The 18,265-nt window shown below is 48.4% G+C and carries 13 protein-coding genes; 1 reads left to right on the top strand and 12 read right to left on the bottom strand.

What is annotated here, in order from left to right; all coding sequences use genetic code 11:
• Positions 1–92 precede the first annotated feature (92 nt).
• From SELR_RS02530 to SELR_RS02475, 12 genes are all read right to left on the bottom strand, one after another.
• A complete protein-coding gene (locus tag SELR_RS02530; RefSeq protein ID WP_014423632.1) occupies positions 93–875 on the bottom strand; it encodes a DUF3226 domain-containing protein in 783 nt (260 codons plus the stop codon).
• Positions 872–1,942, bottom strand: coding sequence for an AAA family ATPase (locus SELR_RS02525; protein ID WP_014423631.1), 1,071 nt, complete (start codon positions 1,940–1,942; stop codon positions 872–874). Before SELR_RS02525 ends, SELR_RS02530 begins: the two co-directional genes overlap by 4 nt.
• A 19-nt stretch (positions 1,943–1,961) precedes the next feature.
• Positions 1,962–5,717 carry a restriction endonuclease subunit S gene (locus SELR_RS02520; protein WP_197537162.1) on the bottom strand — a complete coding sequence of 1,252 codons (3,756 nt, stop codon included), beginning with the start codon at positions 5,715–5,717 and terminating at the stop codon, positions 1,962–1,964.
• A 91-nt stretch (positions 5,718–5,808) separates the two neighbouring features.
• Complete coding sequence (gene hydG, locus SELR_RS02515) at positions 5,809–7,257, bottom strand: [FeFe] hydrogenase H-cluster radical SAM maturase HydG (RefSeq protein WP_014423629.1); 1,449 nt, start codon at positions 7,255–7,257, stop codon at positions 5,809–5,811.
• 92 nt (positions 7,258–7,349) lie between these two features.
• Entirely contained in the window at positions 7,350–8,276 is a 927-nt protein-coding gene (locus tag SELR_RS02510; RefSeq protein ID WP_014423628.1) for an LPP20 family lipoprotein, read from the bottom strand.
• Between the two features lie 26 nt (positions 8,277–8,302).
• Complete coding sequence (locus SELR_RS02505; RefSeq protein ID WP_014423627.1) at positions 8,303–9,163, bottom strand: hypothetical protein; 861 nt, start codon at positions 9,161–9,163, stop codon at positions 8,303–8,305.
• A gap of 14 nt (positions 9,164–9,177) precedes the next feature.
• Positions 9,178–10,338, bottom strand: a complete 1,161-nt coding sequence (locus tag SELR_RS02500) for a flagellar assembly protein T N-terminal domain-containing protein (RefSeq protein ID WP_014423626.1) — start codon at positions 10,336–10,338, stop codon at positions 9,178–9,180.
• 6 nt (positions 10,339–10,344) lie between these two features.
• Positions 10,345–11,499, bottom strand: coding sequence for a hypothetical protein (locus tag SELR_RS02495; protein WP_014423625.1), 1,155 nt, complete (start codon positions 11,497–11,499; stop codon positions 10,345–10,347).
• A gap of 18 nt (positions 11,500–11,517) precedes the next feature.
• Positions 11,518–12,354: a hypothetical protein gene (locus tag SELR_RS02490; RefSeq protein ID WP_014423624.1), complete on the bottom strand. Its 837-nt coding sequence runs from the start codon at positions 12,352–12,354 to the stop codon at positions 11,518–11,520.
• 302 nt (positions 12,355–12,656) lie between these two features.
• Positions 12,657–12,890, bottom strand: a complete 234-nt coding sequence (locus SELR_RS02485) for a pro-sigmaK processing inhibitor BofA family protein (RefSeq protein ID WP_014423623.1) — start codon at positions 12,888–12,890, stop codon at positions 12,657–12,659.
• A complete protein-coding gene (gene recR, locus SELR_RS02480; RefSeq protein ID WP_014423622.1) occupies positions 12,891–13,487 on the bottom strand; it encodes a recombination mediator RecR in 597 nt (198 codons plus the stop codon).
• Between the two features lie 9 nt (positions 13,488–13,496).
• Positions 13,497–13,832 (bottom strand): YbaB/EbfC family nucleoid-associated protein, encoded by a 336-nt coding sequence (locus SELR_RS02475; RefSeq protein WP_014423621.1) that lies wholly within the window; start codon positions 13,830–13,832, stop codon positions 13,497–13,499.
• 260 nt (positions 13,833–14,092) lie between these two features.
• Here SELR_RS02475 and SELR_RS02465 point away from each other — a divergent pair, with 260 nt between their 5' ends.
• Complete coding sequence (locus tag SELR_RS02465) at positions 14,093–18,229, top strand: hypothetical protein (protein WP_158645768.1); 4,137 nt, start codon at positions 14,093–14,095, stop codon at positions 18,227–18,229.
• Positions 18,230–18,265: the final 36 nt, after the last annotated feature.

The raw sequence follows: 18,265 nt of genomic DNA, 5'->3' as shown, positions 1-18,265 counted from the left end.
AGCCCCATACACACTTTGCTGATGCCATTAAATTTTCCCATCGATGGCCTCGGGCACCTGGCAGATATACTCCTCATCAGCAATGACCAGGGTTATTTTGTAATATTAGCATGCTCTTTTAGTGGTGTAATTGCTTTCAATATAACATTGAAATGTTTTTGCACATAAGCAGATTTTTCCCAAGGAGTCGATAGCATCATATCCTTAAAAAGCCCTGTGGAATGATCAGGATTTGTAATCGCAATCATAGAAGAATATTTTGCTTTAAGTACCAATCTAGTGCTCTTTATATAATTTTTCCGAACATCGTCATTATTTTCAAAAAACGAAACGTACTTTTGTGCTTCTTCGTAAATTATTTTACCACTTTCGTTTTTCTCTTTAACTGCATTCATTAAAAGTGTTTCTATTGCACCTGGTTCATAAAAAGGAAATATTACTGGCGTAATTTTCGTAGATGCTATTTCTCCATTGGGGCATTCTATATTGCACATAGTTGAAGTATTATTTCGAAGTGACAAACCATCTATTATATTTTCAGCCATACCAGCCAATATTTCCTTCTCATCATCATTATCTCTATCACGCACAATAACAACAGACTCCGGAGATGCTGATGGTATTTCCTTTACAAATTTATCGATTATTATATGTAAAGGTTCTGCAAAACTATCCTTTCCGCCTACACTCCATATAGCAACACCATCATTATCTTTTTTCATATAAATTACCTTGCGGCTAGATTTATTTTCCGGGATCTTATAACTTGTCCACAAGGACTTACTATTGTCCATCATCCATCCATCGACTTTATGCAGAAAATAGGAAATAAACCAAAGGTCGTCCTGACCTTCACATAATATAACGGATTTCATATTCGCAGCTCCAATTCATAATCTTCTCGGTCGTTATATGCTTCTTCCCCAGTTCGTATCTTGCTTCTCGTGATTTGCGAAGCATTATCTTTCCTCAAGGTAATGACACGTAATAAATCATCCTGTGAGAAATGGCTATGTGCAATAGATAAAATCGCATCTAAAGCTTCTGCACTATGCGTAGTAATAAATGCCTGTACATGATATTTCCTGCAAGCGTTCAAGAACCAATAGAATACATCTCTAAATGCCGAAACATGTATTGCATTATCAATTTCATCTACCAGTATGATACCATGCTTACAATAGGCAATTTCAACAGCCAGACAAAGAGCTTTTTGCATGCCAGCACCATATGAAAACAATGGGAGAGTTCCATTTATATTACTATGCAAGTAAATCTCTTCATCTATGATACTAATATCCCTAATGGTATCATCAAACGGCTTAAGAATTTCTAGCAAATCATCCTTGCCATTATCTATGATATAGTCTTTTATTGCATAGGCAGTAGCACGGTAGTAATTCACACCAGAAAACACATACATGGCATGATATAAATCGTTTTCATCAGCTGTGAATAGCGTATCTGCATTATTTATAATTTTATCATATTTATATTTAGGTTTCTTATTAGATGCATTTGATATCTTTACAGATAAATCCATCATTGTTTGCGGTTCGCCTGATGTATTTGTTATTTTTCCAACAGTACCACCGGCTTCATAAAGATATTCTGTATTTTTTATATTGGCTCCGATTTTAATACGATACGATGCACTTGCTTCATCAGATTCTGTATCTTTTTGAAAAACACTTTGCAAATATTGGACAATATTTTTCTTTCTAGCTTCTGACGATACGCTGGCTCTTATGGTAGAAAGACGAATCAACTGTCCAATATCACTGGGGTTGGACAGAATACGAATTGCTTCTAATGCGCTGGTTTTTCCGCAGTTATTTGGTCCAGCAAGCACATTTACAGAGGACAAATCATTTATTTTTAGTTCATTTATTCCTCTAAAATGATGGATGTTTATTTCGTTCAATATAAGTTGTTTCTCCATAAAAACAATTTGTCTCCCTTCACTTAAAATATTTTTGAATTGCCGCTTTCTTCTCCTGCTTTAGCTTTGAAATCTTCTCTTGCGCATCATTTTTCGATTTGTCGGCCTGCTCAGCAAATAAAACATACTTTTCCTGTAATTCTAATGGTGGCATAAGGACAGGGAAGTTCTTTATCATTTCTCCAGTTAAGTTCGGCTGACCAGCCCCTAATGCCATTGCTCGTAGCTGTTCATATGACATCATAAAATACCGCCACAAATATCTCTGATTTATTTCATCAGATGGTAATACACATGCACATGCCTGGTTAGTGGTGCTTTCAACTTTAAGATATGCAGTCATACCTCTCGTTTTTCCCTGCCCATACATGGCAATTAGAATCGTATTTTCTGGTAACATCTTTGCTGATGAATTATCTACTGCTTCTTGTGTTATTTTTTCTTCAGTATCATAAATCTCGTTGTTTTGAAGCTCCGCAGTCTTTACCCACCGTATGGTTCCATTCGTCCAATAAGCGTCTTGCTTGCGACTTGGAGTTCCACCACTTCTAACTTCTGTAAACTCTTGTACCTTTTTGTACGGATATTTTTCGCTGTGATGTGGGTTGCCAAACATCTCTACAAACCGTGATTTAATATCCTCATCACATTTTTTTATATCCTGCTCCAGTTTCGTCATCTGCGAATCGATGACTTCGATTTCCTCCACCACTTTGCTTTGCACAGCAACGCTGGGAATTTGTACAGTCAATCTCTTTATTCTTGCCGTAGATGCCCGATTGCTGCGAGAGAATCTTTCGTATTCGCCCTCTACCTGCAAAGCCAGGGCCAGGTATTTCGGCAATATCTTATCCGTATTTACCCGAATTACGCCGCAATGGTCCGTAGGATAGAACGGATAATTTTCCGGCAGATAATTGACCATCCAATCCCCATCAATGCCCCAGATAACCGAGGGCTGGCTGAAATCTGTCAAGTTTTGCCTATTGATACGGCCAAATTCCTCAAAAACATTAGCACTATACACGGGATATTCGCCATCTTCTTCAATCTCTGTGCCCACTACACGATTTCCAATGCTGACGGAAAACTCCTTACCATCTAGCTTGTAAGCCGTCATTCCTTCCTTTATCACCTGATGACGCACTTTTGTGGTTTTGATGGCCTTGTTAAAATTCACGCTGCCAAAATCCAGCATATCTGTTGTTGACATGTAGTGATAATATTCCCCCAAATCATCTGTCAGTTCCTCCTGCGTTCCAAAGGACGCACGAACCACGGCTGCCAATGTATCTGCGGCTTGCCTGTCCTGCGGATTATACAGCAATCCTCCCAGCTTTTTGATTTGGATGCCTTCCTGCCCTTTACGATTGCTCCATCCATAGCCCAGGAATTTTTCCTGTCCCTTGTTGTCGTCCGGGGCTGTGATAATTACTGTGGTCTGTCCATAAGCCAAGGAAAAATACAGAAGCTTTTCCGCTTCTTTGCCGATGGCAAATTCATAGAAAGCAACATTGCACCACTCCAATTTTTCTTCCTCGCTCTTGGCCTGATAGCCCTTTTGCTTAACCTTTGTGCTATATTCTGCTGAGGATAGGAATGCTTGAGTATATGCATCTATATAAGGTACATCTGCCCAGTCACTGAAGTTACGTTGCCGGGTTACAAATTCGCCGTAAAGGTTCCTCTCTACTTGAATTTTATCCAAATATGCCGCAAGAATATCCTTATCTTCCCAGTCCTCCAAGCTCTGCGCTGTCAATATGGCCTGTACGCTGTCCTCACAAAGGTCAATCTTTTTCGGCGGCTCTGCAAACTTTTCGAGGAACATAATAACCGTATTCGTCCCTGTTGCGCCAAAAGTCTTGCTCCCCAACTGCACGATAGAGCGCAAGTGGAAATTTTGCAACAGAGATTCACGAGCAGCAATAAAGCTCTCGCTTTCCTTGTTTAGAATACTGCTGGGCAGAATCACAGCCGCTACTCCCTGAGGCTTTAACAGCTGGGCAATGCGCTCCACAAAAAGCGTTTCTATCTCCGAACCATTGTTGCTTATCTTGGGCAGAATGGTAAAATCATTGTCCTTCAATTTCAAATGCGGCTTAAAAGCCGCCACCGAATAGGGTGGATTAGCCACCAAAATATCGAAACTATGCGGACGGATATTTTTATCCACGTAATTTTCCAAACCATCGCCAAATACAATGTTGCCATCGCCAGCCCCATGCATAAAGAGGGAGATTTTGGACACTCTAGCCAAACGGTAATCCTTCTCTACACCATACAATTTTTCGCTCACCCAAGCATGTTCATCTTTTTGCACTAGGGCAGTTACCGCCTCATACCCCTGGGTAAGAAAGTGCCCAGCTCCACAGGCATAATCAATGATTTTGGGATATTCCTGCTCTTTTTTCCGCAATATCTCGCTTAAAGGCAAACTGTCCCATACAAAACGAGTAATTGGCATAGGTGTAAAAAACTGCCCCTCATTTTGCTTGAACCCCTTGCTCAAAAGTTGCTCAAAAAGATCCCCCAGTGTCTGCAGGTCACGAGAACCTATAATACGATATTCTTCAAAGAGTTGTACTACTTCCACCAGTATTTTACCGTTCTGATAAAACAGCTCCTCATTATGCACATCTTTGAAGGCAAACTCATTGTTGGTATAAAATTTCAAACTACGCAGAGTCTTCTTCAGTTCCGCTATCAGCTTGTTTCTTTTTTGCCCCGTATATTGCTGGATTAAATTTTCTGCGTAATCATCAGCTACATAGAAAATCTGTTCCCGCATGAATTTCTCCATGCCGTCACGATGCAAGCGCTGTAACCTATCCTGTAGATTTTCATAGGTGTCCGTACCTACCTTGTACTGAAATTCCACCTCATCATCTTCATCTTTTTGAATTTCATCCACCAGCTTGCAGATAAAGAGGGCAATCAAACGATTAAAAGCATTTTCCTTATCCGAAACATTGTTGTGACGCAGAATTTCTTCAAAACGGTTTACCACTCTGTCATTTTCACTGAAATCCCGCAAATCCTTCTTCCGCAAGGGTTTGGCCCCAATCTCATAGGCTACAGTATCATCACGGAAAACCACATCACCAAACAGGCGTTTCTCATAAGTTTCATCCCAAACAGCAAAAAGATCCTCCACAGTATGTGCATCATCATAGAGTTTTATGGAACTGTCCTGTTTTTGCGCAATCCGCATATTGCTATCGTCATTACAAGAGATGCTGTCTGTTCGATAGGTAATCCGATTATCTTCCCAATCAGAGGCATATAGCAAAAGCCATTGACAGGCATCTTCTTGCTTCCAGTATGAGATAAGCTGACCTCCATCAATTAGTGTTTGGCGCAGTTCGTTATCATACTCCCGGCCCGCTGTCTTACACTCAATGATAAAGAGCATCTTTCCGTCAGCTCCGGTCACACAAATATCAGCTCGGCCGCTTTTAGCGTCATGCCCTAAGTGCCATTCCTTTTCCAGCTCGATGTGCTCTGGGCGATACCCCTTATCCAACAAACGATTCACACACTCGAAGACCACCATATTTTCCTTATGGGCCTCATCAAAATAAGCGTTACGTTCCCGCCCCTTTATCTTCTCCGGGTAAATCAGCTTTCTATTTTCCCAATCCACTTTCAGATAATCGTCATACTCCGGGAAATATTTTGCATACCCGCCATCGCTTTCTATAAATTGCATATATTTTAATGCCGCCACAAAATTTTTAACAGTTATCATTGTTCCTCCAATGCCTTTTTGCAAAAATGTCCCTTTAATTATACCGCAAACAGGAAAATTAACCAAACAAAACAGACTGACCAATCAAAAAGTGACTGGTCAGCCCTAGATATCGTTAAAACCGGAAATCCCGCTTATCCGAATGTTTGATGGCTTCGATATGTTCTGCGGCAATTTCTCTTACTTTTTCCCTCGGAATCTTCTTCAGTTCCTCATCGATGAGCTTATAGCCCAAGGCTTTCGTTTCCTCGCTGGCATAATCCGTGAGGTATTCCGTCAGTGTCATCAAGGCATTCGGGGTGCAGCAGTTGACAATCTGGCCGCTCTTGCAAAGGCTCATGAAGCGATCCCCGGTGCGGCCTTCGCGATAGCAGGCCGTACAGAAGGACGGGATATGGCCCGTTTCCATCAGCCATTTGATAACTTCATCGAGCGTTCTCTGGTCGGATACATTGAACTGCTCCGTATCGGTGGGACGTTCTTCCTCTGTATAGCCGCCCACGCTGGTACGGCTGGCGCCGCTGACCTGGCTGATGCCCACCTGCAGCATCTTTTCGCGCACCTGTTCCGACTCCCGCGTGGAGATGATCATGCCGGTATAGGGCACGGCCAGACGGATGCAGGCCGCAATCTTCGTGAAAATCTCATCGCTGATGGAATTATCAAAAGCCTCCGGATCGATATCATCGGCTTTTTTCACGCGCGGCACGGAAATCGTATGCGGGCCAACGCCATGCACAGCTTCGAGGTGTTCGGCGTGCATCAGCAGGCCGGCAAACTCGTATTTATAACCATCAAGGCCAAAGAGCACGCCGATGCCCACATCATCAATGCCGCCTTCCATGGCGCGATCCATGGCTTCGGTATGGTAGGCATAATCATGCTTCGGCCCCGTGGGATGCAGGCGGCCGTAGCTTTCTTTATTATAGGTTTCCTGAAAGAGGATATAGGTGCCAATACCCGCTTCCTTGAGCTTGCGATAATTCTCCACCGTGGTCGCGGCAATATTGACATTAACCCGGCGGATGGCACCGTTCTTATGCTTGATGCTATAGATAGTATGAATACAATCCAGGATATACTCGATGGGATTGTTTACGGGATCCTCCCCGGCCTCAATCGCCAGGCGTTTATGCCCCATATCCTGCAGGGCGATGACTTCCGCCTTCACTTCCTCCTTGGTGAGCTTCTTGCGCGGGATATGCTTGTTCTGCCCATGATAGGGACAATAGACACAGCCATTGACACAGTAATTGGACAGATAAAGGGGTGCAAACAGCACGATGCGGTTGCCATAGAATGCCTGCTTGATCTCCTCGGCAATCGCAAACATCCGGGCAATTTTCTCCGGATTTTCGCAGGCCAGGAGCACGGACGCTTCCCGGTGGCTGAGGCCACGGCACACATAACCGCTGCCTTTTTTCACGGGACGGGCTTTCTCCAGAATCTCGTCAATCAGTTCATAGTTTTCTTTGTTCGCTTCTGCGTAAGCCAGTGTCTCCTGGATTTCCGCATCGTTGATAAACTCTTCTGCACGCAAAGAACGGGGATTGTACTCATACATAGTGGTCATCTTCCTTTCAGAATAGCTCTCCACTATGATTATAGCACAATCCCCGCTAATTTATAATTATTTATTATTAGAAATACGTATAATTAACGTACAAATACCACATTGGTCTTATCCAGGAAGCCCGTTGCACCGTTTTCGATCAGTACGCGGTTGGCATCGGCTACAGACAGCACCGGGTTGCCATTGTGGTTGTCCAGGCTCACGGCCTTCACCACCAACGGATGGGAACCAGCACGGGAAACGCCACGGCTCATATCACTGGTATAACCAGCCATGCCGTTGGCGATAACCCCATCATAGTCCAGGTTCTTATAACCATAGATGGGCTGGCCGTTGGCATTCTTGATGACCGGGCTCATAACCGGCTTCAGGCCCAATCCACGGCAGTCCACAATCAGGCCAGTGAAACCACCGACAGCCTTGCCGGAGGGAGCAGCAGCAGCGCTCGTCCCCTGTACCGGTGCAGGTGCCTGAGTGTTGACCGTCACATCCACATGGACAGAGTGCGTTACAGGAGCAGCAGGAGCTACATCCGCCACCGGCTGCGGGAAGGATTCCTTCACTTCCGGTTTCGGCATAGCAGCGGCAGCAACGGAACCGGAAACACCGAACATCGGCACTTCCATGGTCACCACATAAGCGCCATCTGCTTCCATATGTTCTTCCACGACGCGAGCGCCCTTGATGGAGGCGGACATCTTGGAGCGGACCACATCGCTCTGTACCATGTTCATCTCCAACGTGGTTTCAGAGTCAATATCCACACCTTTGACCGTTTCAGCCAGCTGACGCCAGCCATCTACTACAGCTGCACGGCGGGCCATGATGCGGGCCTGGGCCATGTTCACTGCCTTAGCGGGGGCAATGCCCATGCCCTGTGCACGGACCACGCCGCCTTCATAGTCGATCTCACCCGTACCATTGCCCATGGCAAAAGTCGAGGTTGCACTGGCGGCCAGGAACATCATGCTTCCTGCCAGGCACAGCATTGCTTTGCAAATACGATTCATGCTTACATCTCCCTATGTATATAAAATTATTTATGCCAATAAGCCAGCGTCTGTTCTGCCAGATATGTGGAAGAATTCATAGCCGCCTTATAGAGTAACTGATTGATGGCCTGCTGACGGCCGGCATCCTTCATGACGGCCAGCGTGTAATCCTCGGCAAAATCTGCCACCACCTTGCCGTCTTTGACCATATCCAGAGCCTTCAACCTGACTTTGGCTTCCACATTGAAAGCCTCCGCCGTTTCCTGACAGCTGATGATCCGCACTTCGCCGATTACCGCTGTGGTCACGGACATATAATCAGACAACACCTTAGCTGCCGTCTGCTGGACGTAACCATCATAAGCCTCTTTGTGATTCAGCACCCAGGTATTGAAATCATCTGCCGTATCGGTGCTGAAACCGCGGTTCTTATAGGTGGTCTCATAAACTTTCTGCACGGCAATATTGCCCTCCGGGACGATATTGCCCTTCTCATCCACTACCCGGATCAGGAACGCACTCACATCATCACGATGCACCTTCTGCTCTTTGGCCACACCGTCATGGACGGCATTGCGCAGCTTGTCTGCATCCACCATGACCGTGGCGCTGATATAGAGCTTGTTCTGCTCCGTGATTTTTTTATTGATCGTGGTTTTCCCTGTATACTCCTGATAATGCGCCATAATCTTATTGGCTACATCATTTGTCTTGTCGCTGTTATCCAGCATCGTGGAAAGAACACGATACACAGCTTTCTTCTGGGCATCCTGCTGGGCATGGACGTTATCGCCAGCCGCAGCCGTTCCCCGCGCCTTCACCGGCACAGGTGCTGCCATAACCTGTGGCATAAAACAGGCAAAGGCCAAAAGGGTACAGATCATTGCTTTTACTATTCTTTTCATCAATCTGCCCTCACTCAATAACTGAAATACAGTTTATTCGCACCGACAGCATTCTGGTTGCTATCCCCCGGCTGCAGCCCGGCTGCACTGCAGATAGCTGCCGACAGATCATCGGTGGTAGCATAGCCGTTGGCCTCTACCAGCATCTGCAGCGTCCCGCCCATGAAGCCGGAACGGATGATGCGGCAGCGCAGACCGCCCAATTTCTGGCGCAGAGCTGCCAGCTGGGTATTGCGGTCAGTCATGCCGTTCACCACCAGCACCATCTTCAACAGGCGGTCAGCCCCCTGGGATTCTGTCTGTACCGTACTCAGAGCCTGCTTGCCCAGAGATTCTGCAGCCTTGCTGACAGCCATCTCATTCGCTTTTTGAATAGCCTTATCCTTATCGGCATCTACAGCCGTGAAATAATCATCAAAACTGTCGGACAGATTGCTGTCGATCCCCACGACTTCGAAGGAAGCATGGACCATAGCTTCATAGAAACTATTCTGACGCACAGCCTTCTGGGTGGTCAATGTGCCGCGCAGGATGGCATTGGCGCCGCTGAAGCTGTTGCGGGCCAGGCGGCGCACTTCCACACCAACCTGAGGATTATCCAGATCCGTCTGCTTATCAAGATAATTATTTATCTCATCATCAGCACCTACCGTAAAGCCCTGCGCACCCAGACGGGCCTGAATGTATTTGCGCACAGATTCGATTGGTTTAGGATTGCCATTTTCATCACGGCCGCTGACAGCCAGCACCAGCGTGGAACGGCTGGTCTGCTGATTGCCTAAAGCCTGCAGGCGGGATTTCAGATCAGCCACGGTGGTTTCGATCTGCTTCTCATTGGCCGACAGATCAGCTTCTACGCAATATACGCCACCGCTCTGCCACTCCCGCAGGACTTTGTTCACCAGGATGCAGCCCGTAGAACGGGACAGGATTTCATCGCGGACCACCATGCCCATTTCCACCTGGGTTTCACTGGTGACCTGCACGCCGACTTTCTGTTCCAGCAGGGAACGCATGGCATCCTTCAACGCATCCTGTTTGGCCTTGGCCATATCGCCATTGACGATGGCAGCCTGCCCTGTCACCACTTCCGCATGGCAGGCCACAGGATTCAGCCAGCCGCCAGCCAGCAGGGAAAAGCCTAGGATACTGCTCAATAATAATTTTCTCTTCATCAACATTTACCTCTTCTGGGCGGCCATTTTCTTGGCCAGCTTCATTTCCAGACGAGTGAAGATATCCTTTTTATCGACACCGATGCTGGAATCCTGCTTCTTGAACTGCGGTTCCACCATGTAATCATCGAGCACAGCCTCTTCCCTGCCGTCCTTCGTCACCTTCTTCAGCCAGGCCTTGTAGAGGATATCCTTGCGAATTCCGGATTTCCCCGTCACTTCAGCCTGGGCAACACCGGAAATATCCAGATAGACCTCATTGTCCGGCTTGCCCATGGAAACCCGCACTTTGCCGGAAGGACTGTGCATCTCGAAAGCATAGAGGCCCTTCTGGGCATTCTCGTAGAAGGCACCAGCCGTACGCGGCGGCATCACCAGCTTGCCGCTGGTTTTCTGATACTCGGCCGAATAGGTATTGGCAATCAAGTTTCTCAACTCTATGCCATGACCATGGAAGATCTCCTGCGCTTTCTTCGAGGAAATCTTCACATCCGCCACCTGGGTGGTCACAGGCGAAATCTTGTCTTTCTGCCAATTCTTGAGCGCTTTGGCTACGGTGTTGAAATCCATGTTCTTGATCATATCCACCGTCAGGGATGCATAGATATTGCTCTTAGCCTGATCGTTCAACGGCTGCGGCATAATCTTGCCGCCATTCTCACTGGGATCGCCGATAACCGTATAGCCGTTCAGCGGAACGACAGCCAGCACCTTCATGCCTTCATCATCCGCTGTACCAGCACTGCAAATGGCCATATTGATGCCGCTGGCGATAACATGGCGCCAGGCATTCATGCCGCCGACGCTGATATGCGTATCAAAGGATTCATCCACCGCTACAATGGGCAGCAGTGCCAGCGGGACTTCATCGGAGAAGCTCTCCTGGATATTATTCAGATTGCTGCTCGCTCCCTGCTTCACGACAAAGGGCAATTTCCCGGCAGCAGCCAGCGCCTTCAGACGGGCACTGATTGCATCCTTTATCTTCTGTCTGGCTGCAGGGCTTTTGTCCAACAGATTATCCTGTCCAGATCCCATGGTATATACTTCCGGCATCCAGCCGATCTGAAGACTGCTGTCCTTAGCCAGGGCCGGGGACACTGACATGGTCAGAGCCATACCTGCGGCCAGCAGGGAACCCACGATTTTTTTATAATTCATCTTGTTGATCCCCTAGGCTTATTCCGGCATGATGCTGTTAGCGATCTGTTTCTGACGTTCCTTGGAAGGCGGTTTGATATTATTGTTGGCATCAACTTTTTTCAGTGCTTTGTCCATGGCGCCAGTCTTGCTGCCCAGGTTCTTGCAGATGGACTGCGTATCATTGGCCACAGCCTGATAATGCTTCAACGTATTGAGTACATCCTGATAGCTGCCGCTCTTGCCTGCCTGTGCTACGCCCTTGGCCGCTTCCTTGACTACGAAAACTGCATCACGGAGTGCCAGAGCCTTGTACCAGGTTGCCATGGAACGATCTTCCTTAGCCCAGGACAAACGTTCCAACGTCTTCTTCTTGGCAGTTTCATCCTGAGAATTCAATTTCGTCTCAATCATGTTGCCGATATTTTCATCAACTCCAGGAATCGCAGCATAACGATAAGAACTGCCCAGATCGCTGAAATTGGAACGGGACACATTGGCAATGTTGCCGATTTCAGCGAAATGGCTGTTATTCTGCAGGCCTGCAGCCTCTTCCAGCTTGTACTGAGCACCAGCCGTGAAATGGGTAGCCAGTTCCAGATGTGCCTTCATGGCCCGGATATGATCGTTCATGCCATTCATATCCACATTCAAAGCCTTTTTGACAGTCTCCTTGGCCTGCTTCTTAACATCAGACACAGCCTTATGCTTCATCTTGTCGATAGAGCCTGCAAAACCATTCATGATTCCGGCTTCGGCCTGCTGCATCCCCACAGCCTGGGACATATTCCCGGACATCAGGCTGTCAACCTGAACGAATTGGGCCGAAAGCCCCATAGCCAGCGTCAAAGTGATTCCTAAAGCTTTTTTCTTCATTTCAAAAATCTCCTTTTCCTTTTGTGCGTGCACAATCAGCCATATATCTCACGTGCGAACATTTACCCACAATAAATACACAAATCATATGACCAATTTGCCACTAACGTAACTTAGTATAACATGTAAACTTGTTTTTCAAAAGGGATTTTCTTATTAAATTTTAATTTTTCCTTAATTTTTTCCTAATTTATTTATAAGTTTATCCTAATCTTCCTCTAATTATCTCTTAATTATTCTTAACTTATCATTTTGAGACAAAAAAATACTGCCTCACATAGGAGACAGTACCTATTCTTTCTTTATTTCATAAGTAGGACGATTATCACGCCCGGCACGCCCAGGACACCTGCAATCAGGGCCTTGAGGAAGGTGATTTCCACACCGGCGCCAAAGATATTGACCACCCATAGGACCACCGCACCAACAATACTGTTGGTGATCATCTTCCACAAGAGCTTCATCGGCAAGGAAACGAGCTTGCCAATCAAACACAGGGCAATCAGCCCCACCGCAAAAGCAGCGATAATTTCCATTTAGATTTCCCTCCGGTTTTCCATCGCCTTGGAGAGCGTCACTTCATCCGCATATTCCAGGTCGCCGCCGATGGGCAGACCATGGGCAATTCGTGTGACCTTTACTCCCATAGGCTTCAACAATTTGGCCAGATACATGGCCGTGGCCTCCCCCTCCACATTGGGATTGGTAGCCATGATTACTTCCTTTACCGTGTCATCGGTGAGCCGCCCCAAAAGTTCCTTGATACGGATCTGATCCGGGCCAACGCCTTCCAGGGGGGACAACGCACCATGGAGCACATGATAGACGCCGCGGTAGTCCCGCATGCGTTCCATAGCCGCCACGTCCTGAGGCTGCTCCACTACACAGATGACCGAGTGATCGCGTTCTTCCGCCGCACAGATTGCGCAGGGATTCTGGTCGCTTAAATTAAAACAGGTATTGCAATAGCCGATTTTTTCCTTGGCCTCGATAATGGCTGTTGCCAGTTTCTTCGCCTGCTCCGCGTCCATATCCAGCACATGATAAGCAAGGCGCACTGCCGTCTTGTTTCCGATACCAGGCAGTGCGCGAAAATGCTCTATTAACTTTGCCAGCGGGGCAATGTACTGCACGCTTGCTCCTTAGAACAGTCCCGGCGGCAGGCCAAGGCCGCTGGTGAGCTTGCCCATTTCCGAGGCCATCATGTCGTCCACTTTCTTCGTGGCTTCATTGAAAGCAGCGGAGATGAGGTCCTGCAGCATTTCCACATCTTCCGGATCTACAGCAGCCGGATCGATAGTGAGGTTCACGACCTGCTTCTCACCGTTCATGACAATCTTCACGGCACCGCCGCCAGCCGTCACATCCACGGTCTTGCGCTTCAGTTCGTCCTGCATCTTCTTCATGTCGTTCTGCATCTTCTGGACTTTTTTCATCATGCCAGCCATATTGCCCATGTTGCCCATTCCACCAAACATATACGAAAACTCCTCTCAAAGTCAGATTGTAGATTTCAACTCCTTTAGACTACCAAAATTGCCGTATCTAGTCAAGATAAAGTCTCCTCCTGTCAGGATTACAGTCTTATTGCCAAATCGGATTATGCTTTTCTGTCAGCATCCACAATAATTATACAATTATTCATATATATGTGAATATTATTTTTTGCAACAGGATTGTCCCCCCTCCCCCGTAGAATATAGTACATATGGAAGATAGCTATGAAAGGAGTCTTATCATGGAGAATAAGCAGATATCCGGAAAAAGATGGTGGCGGGCAGAAACCGCCCTGGCCTTGGCTGTGGCATTGTATTTGTCAGGCAGTTCCCCCGCACTGGCAGCGGAGACATCGGGAGCCTCCGGCTCATCCGGCTCATCCAGCTCATCTGGCGCATCAGGTTCATCCGGGACGACTGCCCAGCAGAAAAATGTATTGATTAATACGGACAATAACAATATGGTGATGACAACGGCTGCCGCCCCCACAGGCACGACATTAAATCCGACAGCACTTACCACAGGGGCAACCTCCTTGACCATCACCGGCGGCAACTGGGACGGCTGGTATCTGCTGGGAGGCGGTTATTCCGCCACAGCAGCCGTTGATGGCTATTCCCTGACTCTGGATGGGGTGGCCAGCAGTGGCAGCCATATAACCTCAATCGTTGGCGGCTGGGCGAATACTACGGCCAGCAACAATACCCTCACCCTGAAAAACAACACCAGTGTAACTGCCACGGAAGGCATCATCGGCGGCATGGGAACGAATACGGACAAAAATACCGTCAATATTACCGATAGCACAATCAACGTATCCAGATACACCTCCACCTTATCCGGTCTGGTGGGCGGCCTGAGTTACAGTGGCGATGCCACGAATAACAACGTAAATATTTCTGGCGGTACGGTGGAAAGCAACGCCATCGCCGGCGGCTATGCCACCGAAGGCACCGGCAAGACCGTCAGTGGCAATACCGCCCACATCAGTGGCGGAACAACAGGCGCCGCTTCCCCAACGGCCTTGGTGGGCGGTTTTGCTAACGGTACCAGCATGACGGTAAAGGAAAATACAGCCGTGCTTTCCGGCGGTACTATCACTGGCGGCATTGTAGGTGGTGCGGCAATGGGCAGCGGTGCCACCGTCACCAACAACACAGCCATTGTCACCGGCGGCAACTTCACTGGTGGCAGCAATTCCTATACAGGAACGTTCATTCCCGGAGCCGTGGTGGGCGGAGCAGCCTATAATGGGGCCAGTGCCAGGGGAAATACCGTGAAGATAACCGGCGGAAATGTCTCCGGCTATATCATGGGCGGCGTGGGTAATGCAGCCTCTGGCAGCGTCACGGCCGCCACCGTCGCGGGCAATACGGTAGCCCTTTCCGGCACGTCCTCCAGTCTAAATCTCGCGCAAGCACGAATCTATGGCAGTGCCCTCTACGCTGCCGGCAATATATCCACCACCGGCGCCGGCGGCGATAATACGCTGCGTCTGGCAACTCAAGGCGTTTCAGCCTACAACATACACAACTTTCAAAATATCATTGTCGATTTCGCCCAGCTTTCCACCGCGCCCATGCTTACGCTGACTATGGGAGAAACCCTTCTGGGCGGTGCCACCTTTACCAAAACCGGTGAACTGGCAGCTACTGCCATCGGGGCCACAGGCCTGCTCTATCCCGTACTGAAGAACAACAATGGCATCTCGGGCATGTCTGCCGAATCGGAAAAATGGGTGGCAGCCGGCAACTATAACTATCGTTTCACTTCCACCAACGATACCATTAATGCTGAGATTTATAAGCAGGGCAGCAATTCTTCTACGGTGGACACAGAAGTCACCGGTGATGTATACGGTGGCCGGGCAATGGTAGACGACAACAGCTCCGATACCAATACCCTGACAATCACGGCCAAAGTTAATGGCAATGCCTATGGCGGTTACAGTCAGGGCGGTGCTGCCACAGGCAACCAGGTCAGCATCACAGGGGCGGCTGTCACGGGCAATGTATACGGTGGTTACAGCGGCAAGGAAAGCGCCACCACGAACAATACGGTAACGCTGAAGAATGCCACGGCCGGCGGCAATATCTACGGCGGCAGCAACAGCATCACGACCGGCAACCAACTAAACCTTTCCGGTGTGAACACCGTCTCCGGTACCGTCCGCAATTTTGAGACCATTGCGCTCGCTGCTGATACCGCATGGTCACCGGGCAGTACCGTCCTCTCGGCAAACAGGTTCATCAATATTGGTGCTCTGGATATCTCGCAAGCTGCAAACTTGCAAGCAGCCGGCACCTCTGGCACCATGACGCTGCTGGCTTCGGGAACAGAAAATGATTTATCCGCCCTGACACTGAAATATTACGGCGGACAGACAGCCAATCTGACCACAGACCATTCCAGCCAGATTGTCAAGACGGTGGACGGCGGCGAAAACAAACTGGCCAATGGCGTAACCTACACCTCCGGTGCTACCAATCATACGGTTTCCCTCGATAGCACCAACAACTATAAAAACGTCCTCTACACCGTCACTACTGGCGGCGGCGTTTCGAAAATCGACCTGGCCAACTGGGATGGCAACACTTCTGCCAGCATGAACGTCAATCCGGCCACAGGAGCCACCATAGAGACGGATGGCATGCTGAATCTGCCCACCGCCACTGGTGAAACCACCATCCTGACTTCCAATGCGGCGAATTACTTTACAGGCTATACCATAAACGGTGCCAATAAGTATCATGGAACGGCTTACAGCAACAACGCAACCGGAATCGGCCTGACAGGCACCCAAGGTCAGGGTGTCACGGTAAGCGATAACAACCAGAATCTTGTCTACAAGAATGGCACCTTCATCAACACCATCACACTGGATACGGTGACCTGGGCCAAAGGAACGACACTGCTCACAGACACTACGCCGGACTATACCCACGCTGCTATTGCAGGAAACTTTGCCATGAACTTCACCAATCCCACAGAAGTGACCGCAGGTGACACCATGACACTGCTAGCCGCCAACGATACCTTAACGGAAATGTCGGCGAAAACCCATGAGCTCGCGTATACCGACGACTCAACCGTGCCCGGCCTGAACATGGCAGCACTCCTCAGCACCACCGCCCAGCTGGACAACCACAATATTGTGGCCAAGGTTACAGCGAATAAAGCCAGCTCCCTGACCTTTGGGGAAATGAATTGGAATAATGGTGCCGCCTTTATGGATCACAGCACCACTCTGGCCAATGTAAGTTTCGACGGTGCGGCAGTGGACACTTCCAAAATCACGTTTACCGACCTCACGCAACTGACCGATGGTGACAAGACTCTTGTTGCTAATTTTAACGGCAAACCAGGAACGATTACCGGCAATGCCTACACCATTGGGTCCGGGCTCCAAGGCAAGGGAGCAGCCAGCTTTGACGAATCGGCAAACGCTTTGGTATTCAAGGCTACCTCCAATATCCTTACGCCCACCGAAACTGCCCATAACGTGTTAATGGGAACCAGTGCCAACGTAACCGCTCTCGTTGCGGCTAACGCTAACGTAAGTGCAGCCATAGCAGGTCTGGCCACTCCCGAGAATACAGGCTCTGATGGTGTAGCGGTCTATGCACATATGGGCGGCTCAAAGACGCGGCAGGAAACAGGCAGCCATGTGGACAGCCGCTTATGGAATGCCATCGTGGCCATCGGCACCAAGAAAACCTTAGGCAATGACACCTTGGAATGGGGCGGTTTCTTTGAATATGGCAAAGGAAACTATACCGCCATAAACGGCGACAGCCGCGGCGATGGTACTGTCCATTATGCAGGTGGAGGTATCTTGGCAAAATGGACCACGCCTCAGGACATTTACTATGAAGGCAGTATCCGCACCGGTCATGTAAAAGACGATGCCAACGGCACTTACGGCTACAATACGGACACAGAGTATTTTGGTGCCCATTTGGGCATTGGCAAGATTTATCGGTATGATGGCCACCGTCAGCTAGATGTATACGGGAAATTCTTTTATGCCAAAAAGAATGATACCTCCTTCAACGCAGGGGGCAACCACTATGACATCGATGCAGCCGGCAGCAAGCTGTTCCGTATAGGTGCCCGCTACACGGCCAGCAACAACAGCCAATGGAAATGCTATGCCGGTCTCGCTTATGAGCATGAATTTGACGGCAAAACCACCGGCAAAGTGGACGGCATCGCCATCCGCCCCAGCAGTACCAAGGGCGGCAGCGTTCTGGCAGAACTGGGCATAAAGATGGAAGCCACGGATACGAACCCATGGAAAATGAACATTGGTATCCATGGTTCTGCGGGAAAGAATCGCGGTATTGGCGGCAGCATTGGCGTGGCGTATATGTTCTGAAATCTCTTGTGGCTCCACTGCCCCCTTCCGGGGGCA

The organism is Selenomonas ruminantium subsp. lactilytica TAM6421 (assembly GCF_000284095.1).
GTDB lineage: Bacteria > Bacillota > Negativicutes > Selenomonadales > Selenomonadaceae > Selenomonas_A > Selenomonas_A lactilytica.
This window is presented reverse-complemented; position numbering and strand designations above follow the sequence as displayed.

Excerpts from the sequence above, each read along its gene's own strand:
- SELR_RS02495 (WP_014423625.1), bottom strand. The coding sequence starts at position 11,499 with ATGAATTATAAAAAAATCGTGGGTTCCCTGCTGGCCGCAGGTATGGCT.
- hydG (WP_014423629.1), bottom strand. The coding sequence starts at position 7,257 with ATGTATGAGTACAATCCCCGTTCTTTGCGTGCAGAAGAGTTTATCAAC.
- SELR_RS02465 (WP_158645768.1), top strand. The coding sequence starts at position 14,093 with ATGGAGAATAAGCAGATATCCGGAAAAAGATGGTGGCGGGCAGAAACC.
- SELR_RS02485 (WP_014423623.1), bottom strand. The coding sequence starts at position 12,890 with ATGGAAATTATCGCTGCTTTTGCGGTGGGGCTGATTGCCCTGTGTTTG.
- SELR_RS02530 (WP_014423632.1), bottom strand. The coding sequence starts at position 875 with ATGAAATCCGTTATATTATGTGAAGGTCAGGACGACCTTTGGTTTATT.
- SELR_RS02525 (WP_014423631.1), bottom strand. The coding sequence starts at position 1,942 with ATGGAGAAACAACTTATATTGAACGAAATAAACATCCATCATTTTAGA.
- SELR_RS02490 (WP_014423624.1), bottom strand. The coding sequence starts at position 12,354 with ATGAAGAAAAAAGCTTTAGGAATCACTTTGACGCTGGCTATGGGGCTT.
- SELR_RS02505 (WP_014423627.1), bottom strand. The coding sequence starts at position 9,163 with ATGAAAAGAATAGTAAAAGCAATGATCTGTACCCTTTTGGCCTTTGCC.
- SELR_RS02510 (WP_014423628.1), bottom strand. The coding sequence starts at position 8,276 with ATGAATCGTATTTGCAAAGCAATGCTGTGCCTGGCAGGAAGCATGATG.
- SELR_RS02500 (WP_014423626.1), bottom strand. The coding sequence starts at position 10,338 with ATGAAGAGAAAATTATTATTGAGCAGTATCCTAGGCTTTTCCCTGCTG.
- SELR_RS02475 (WP_014423621.1), bottom strand. The coding sequence starts at position 13,832 with ATGTTTGGTGGAATGGGCAACATGGGCAATATGGCTGGCATGATGAAA.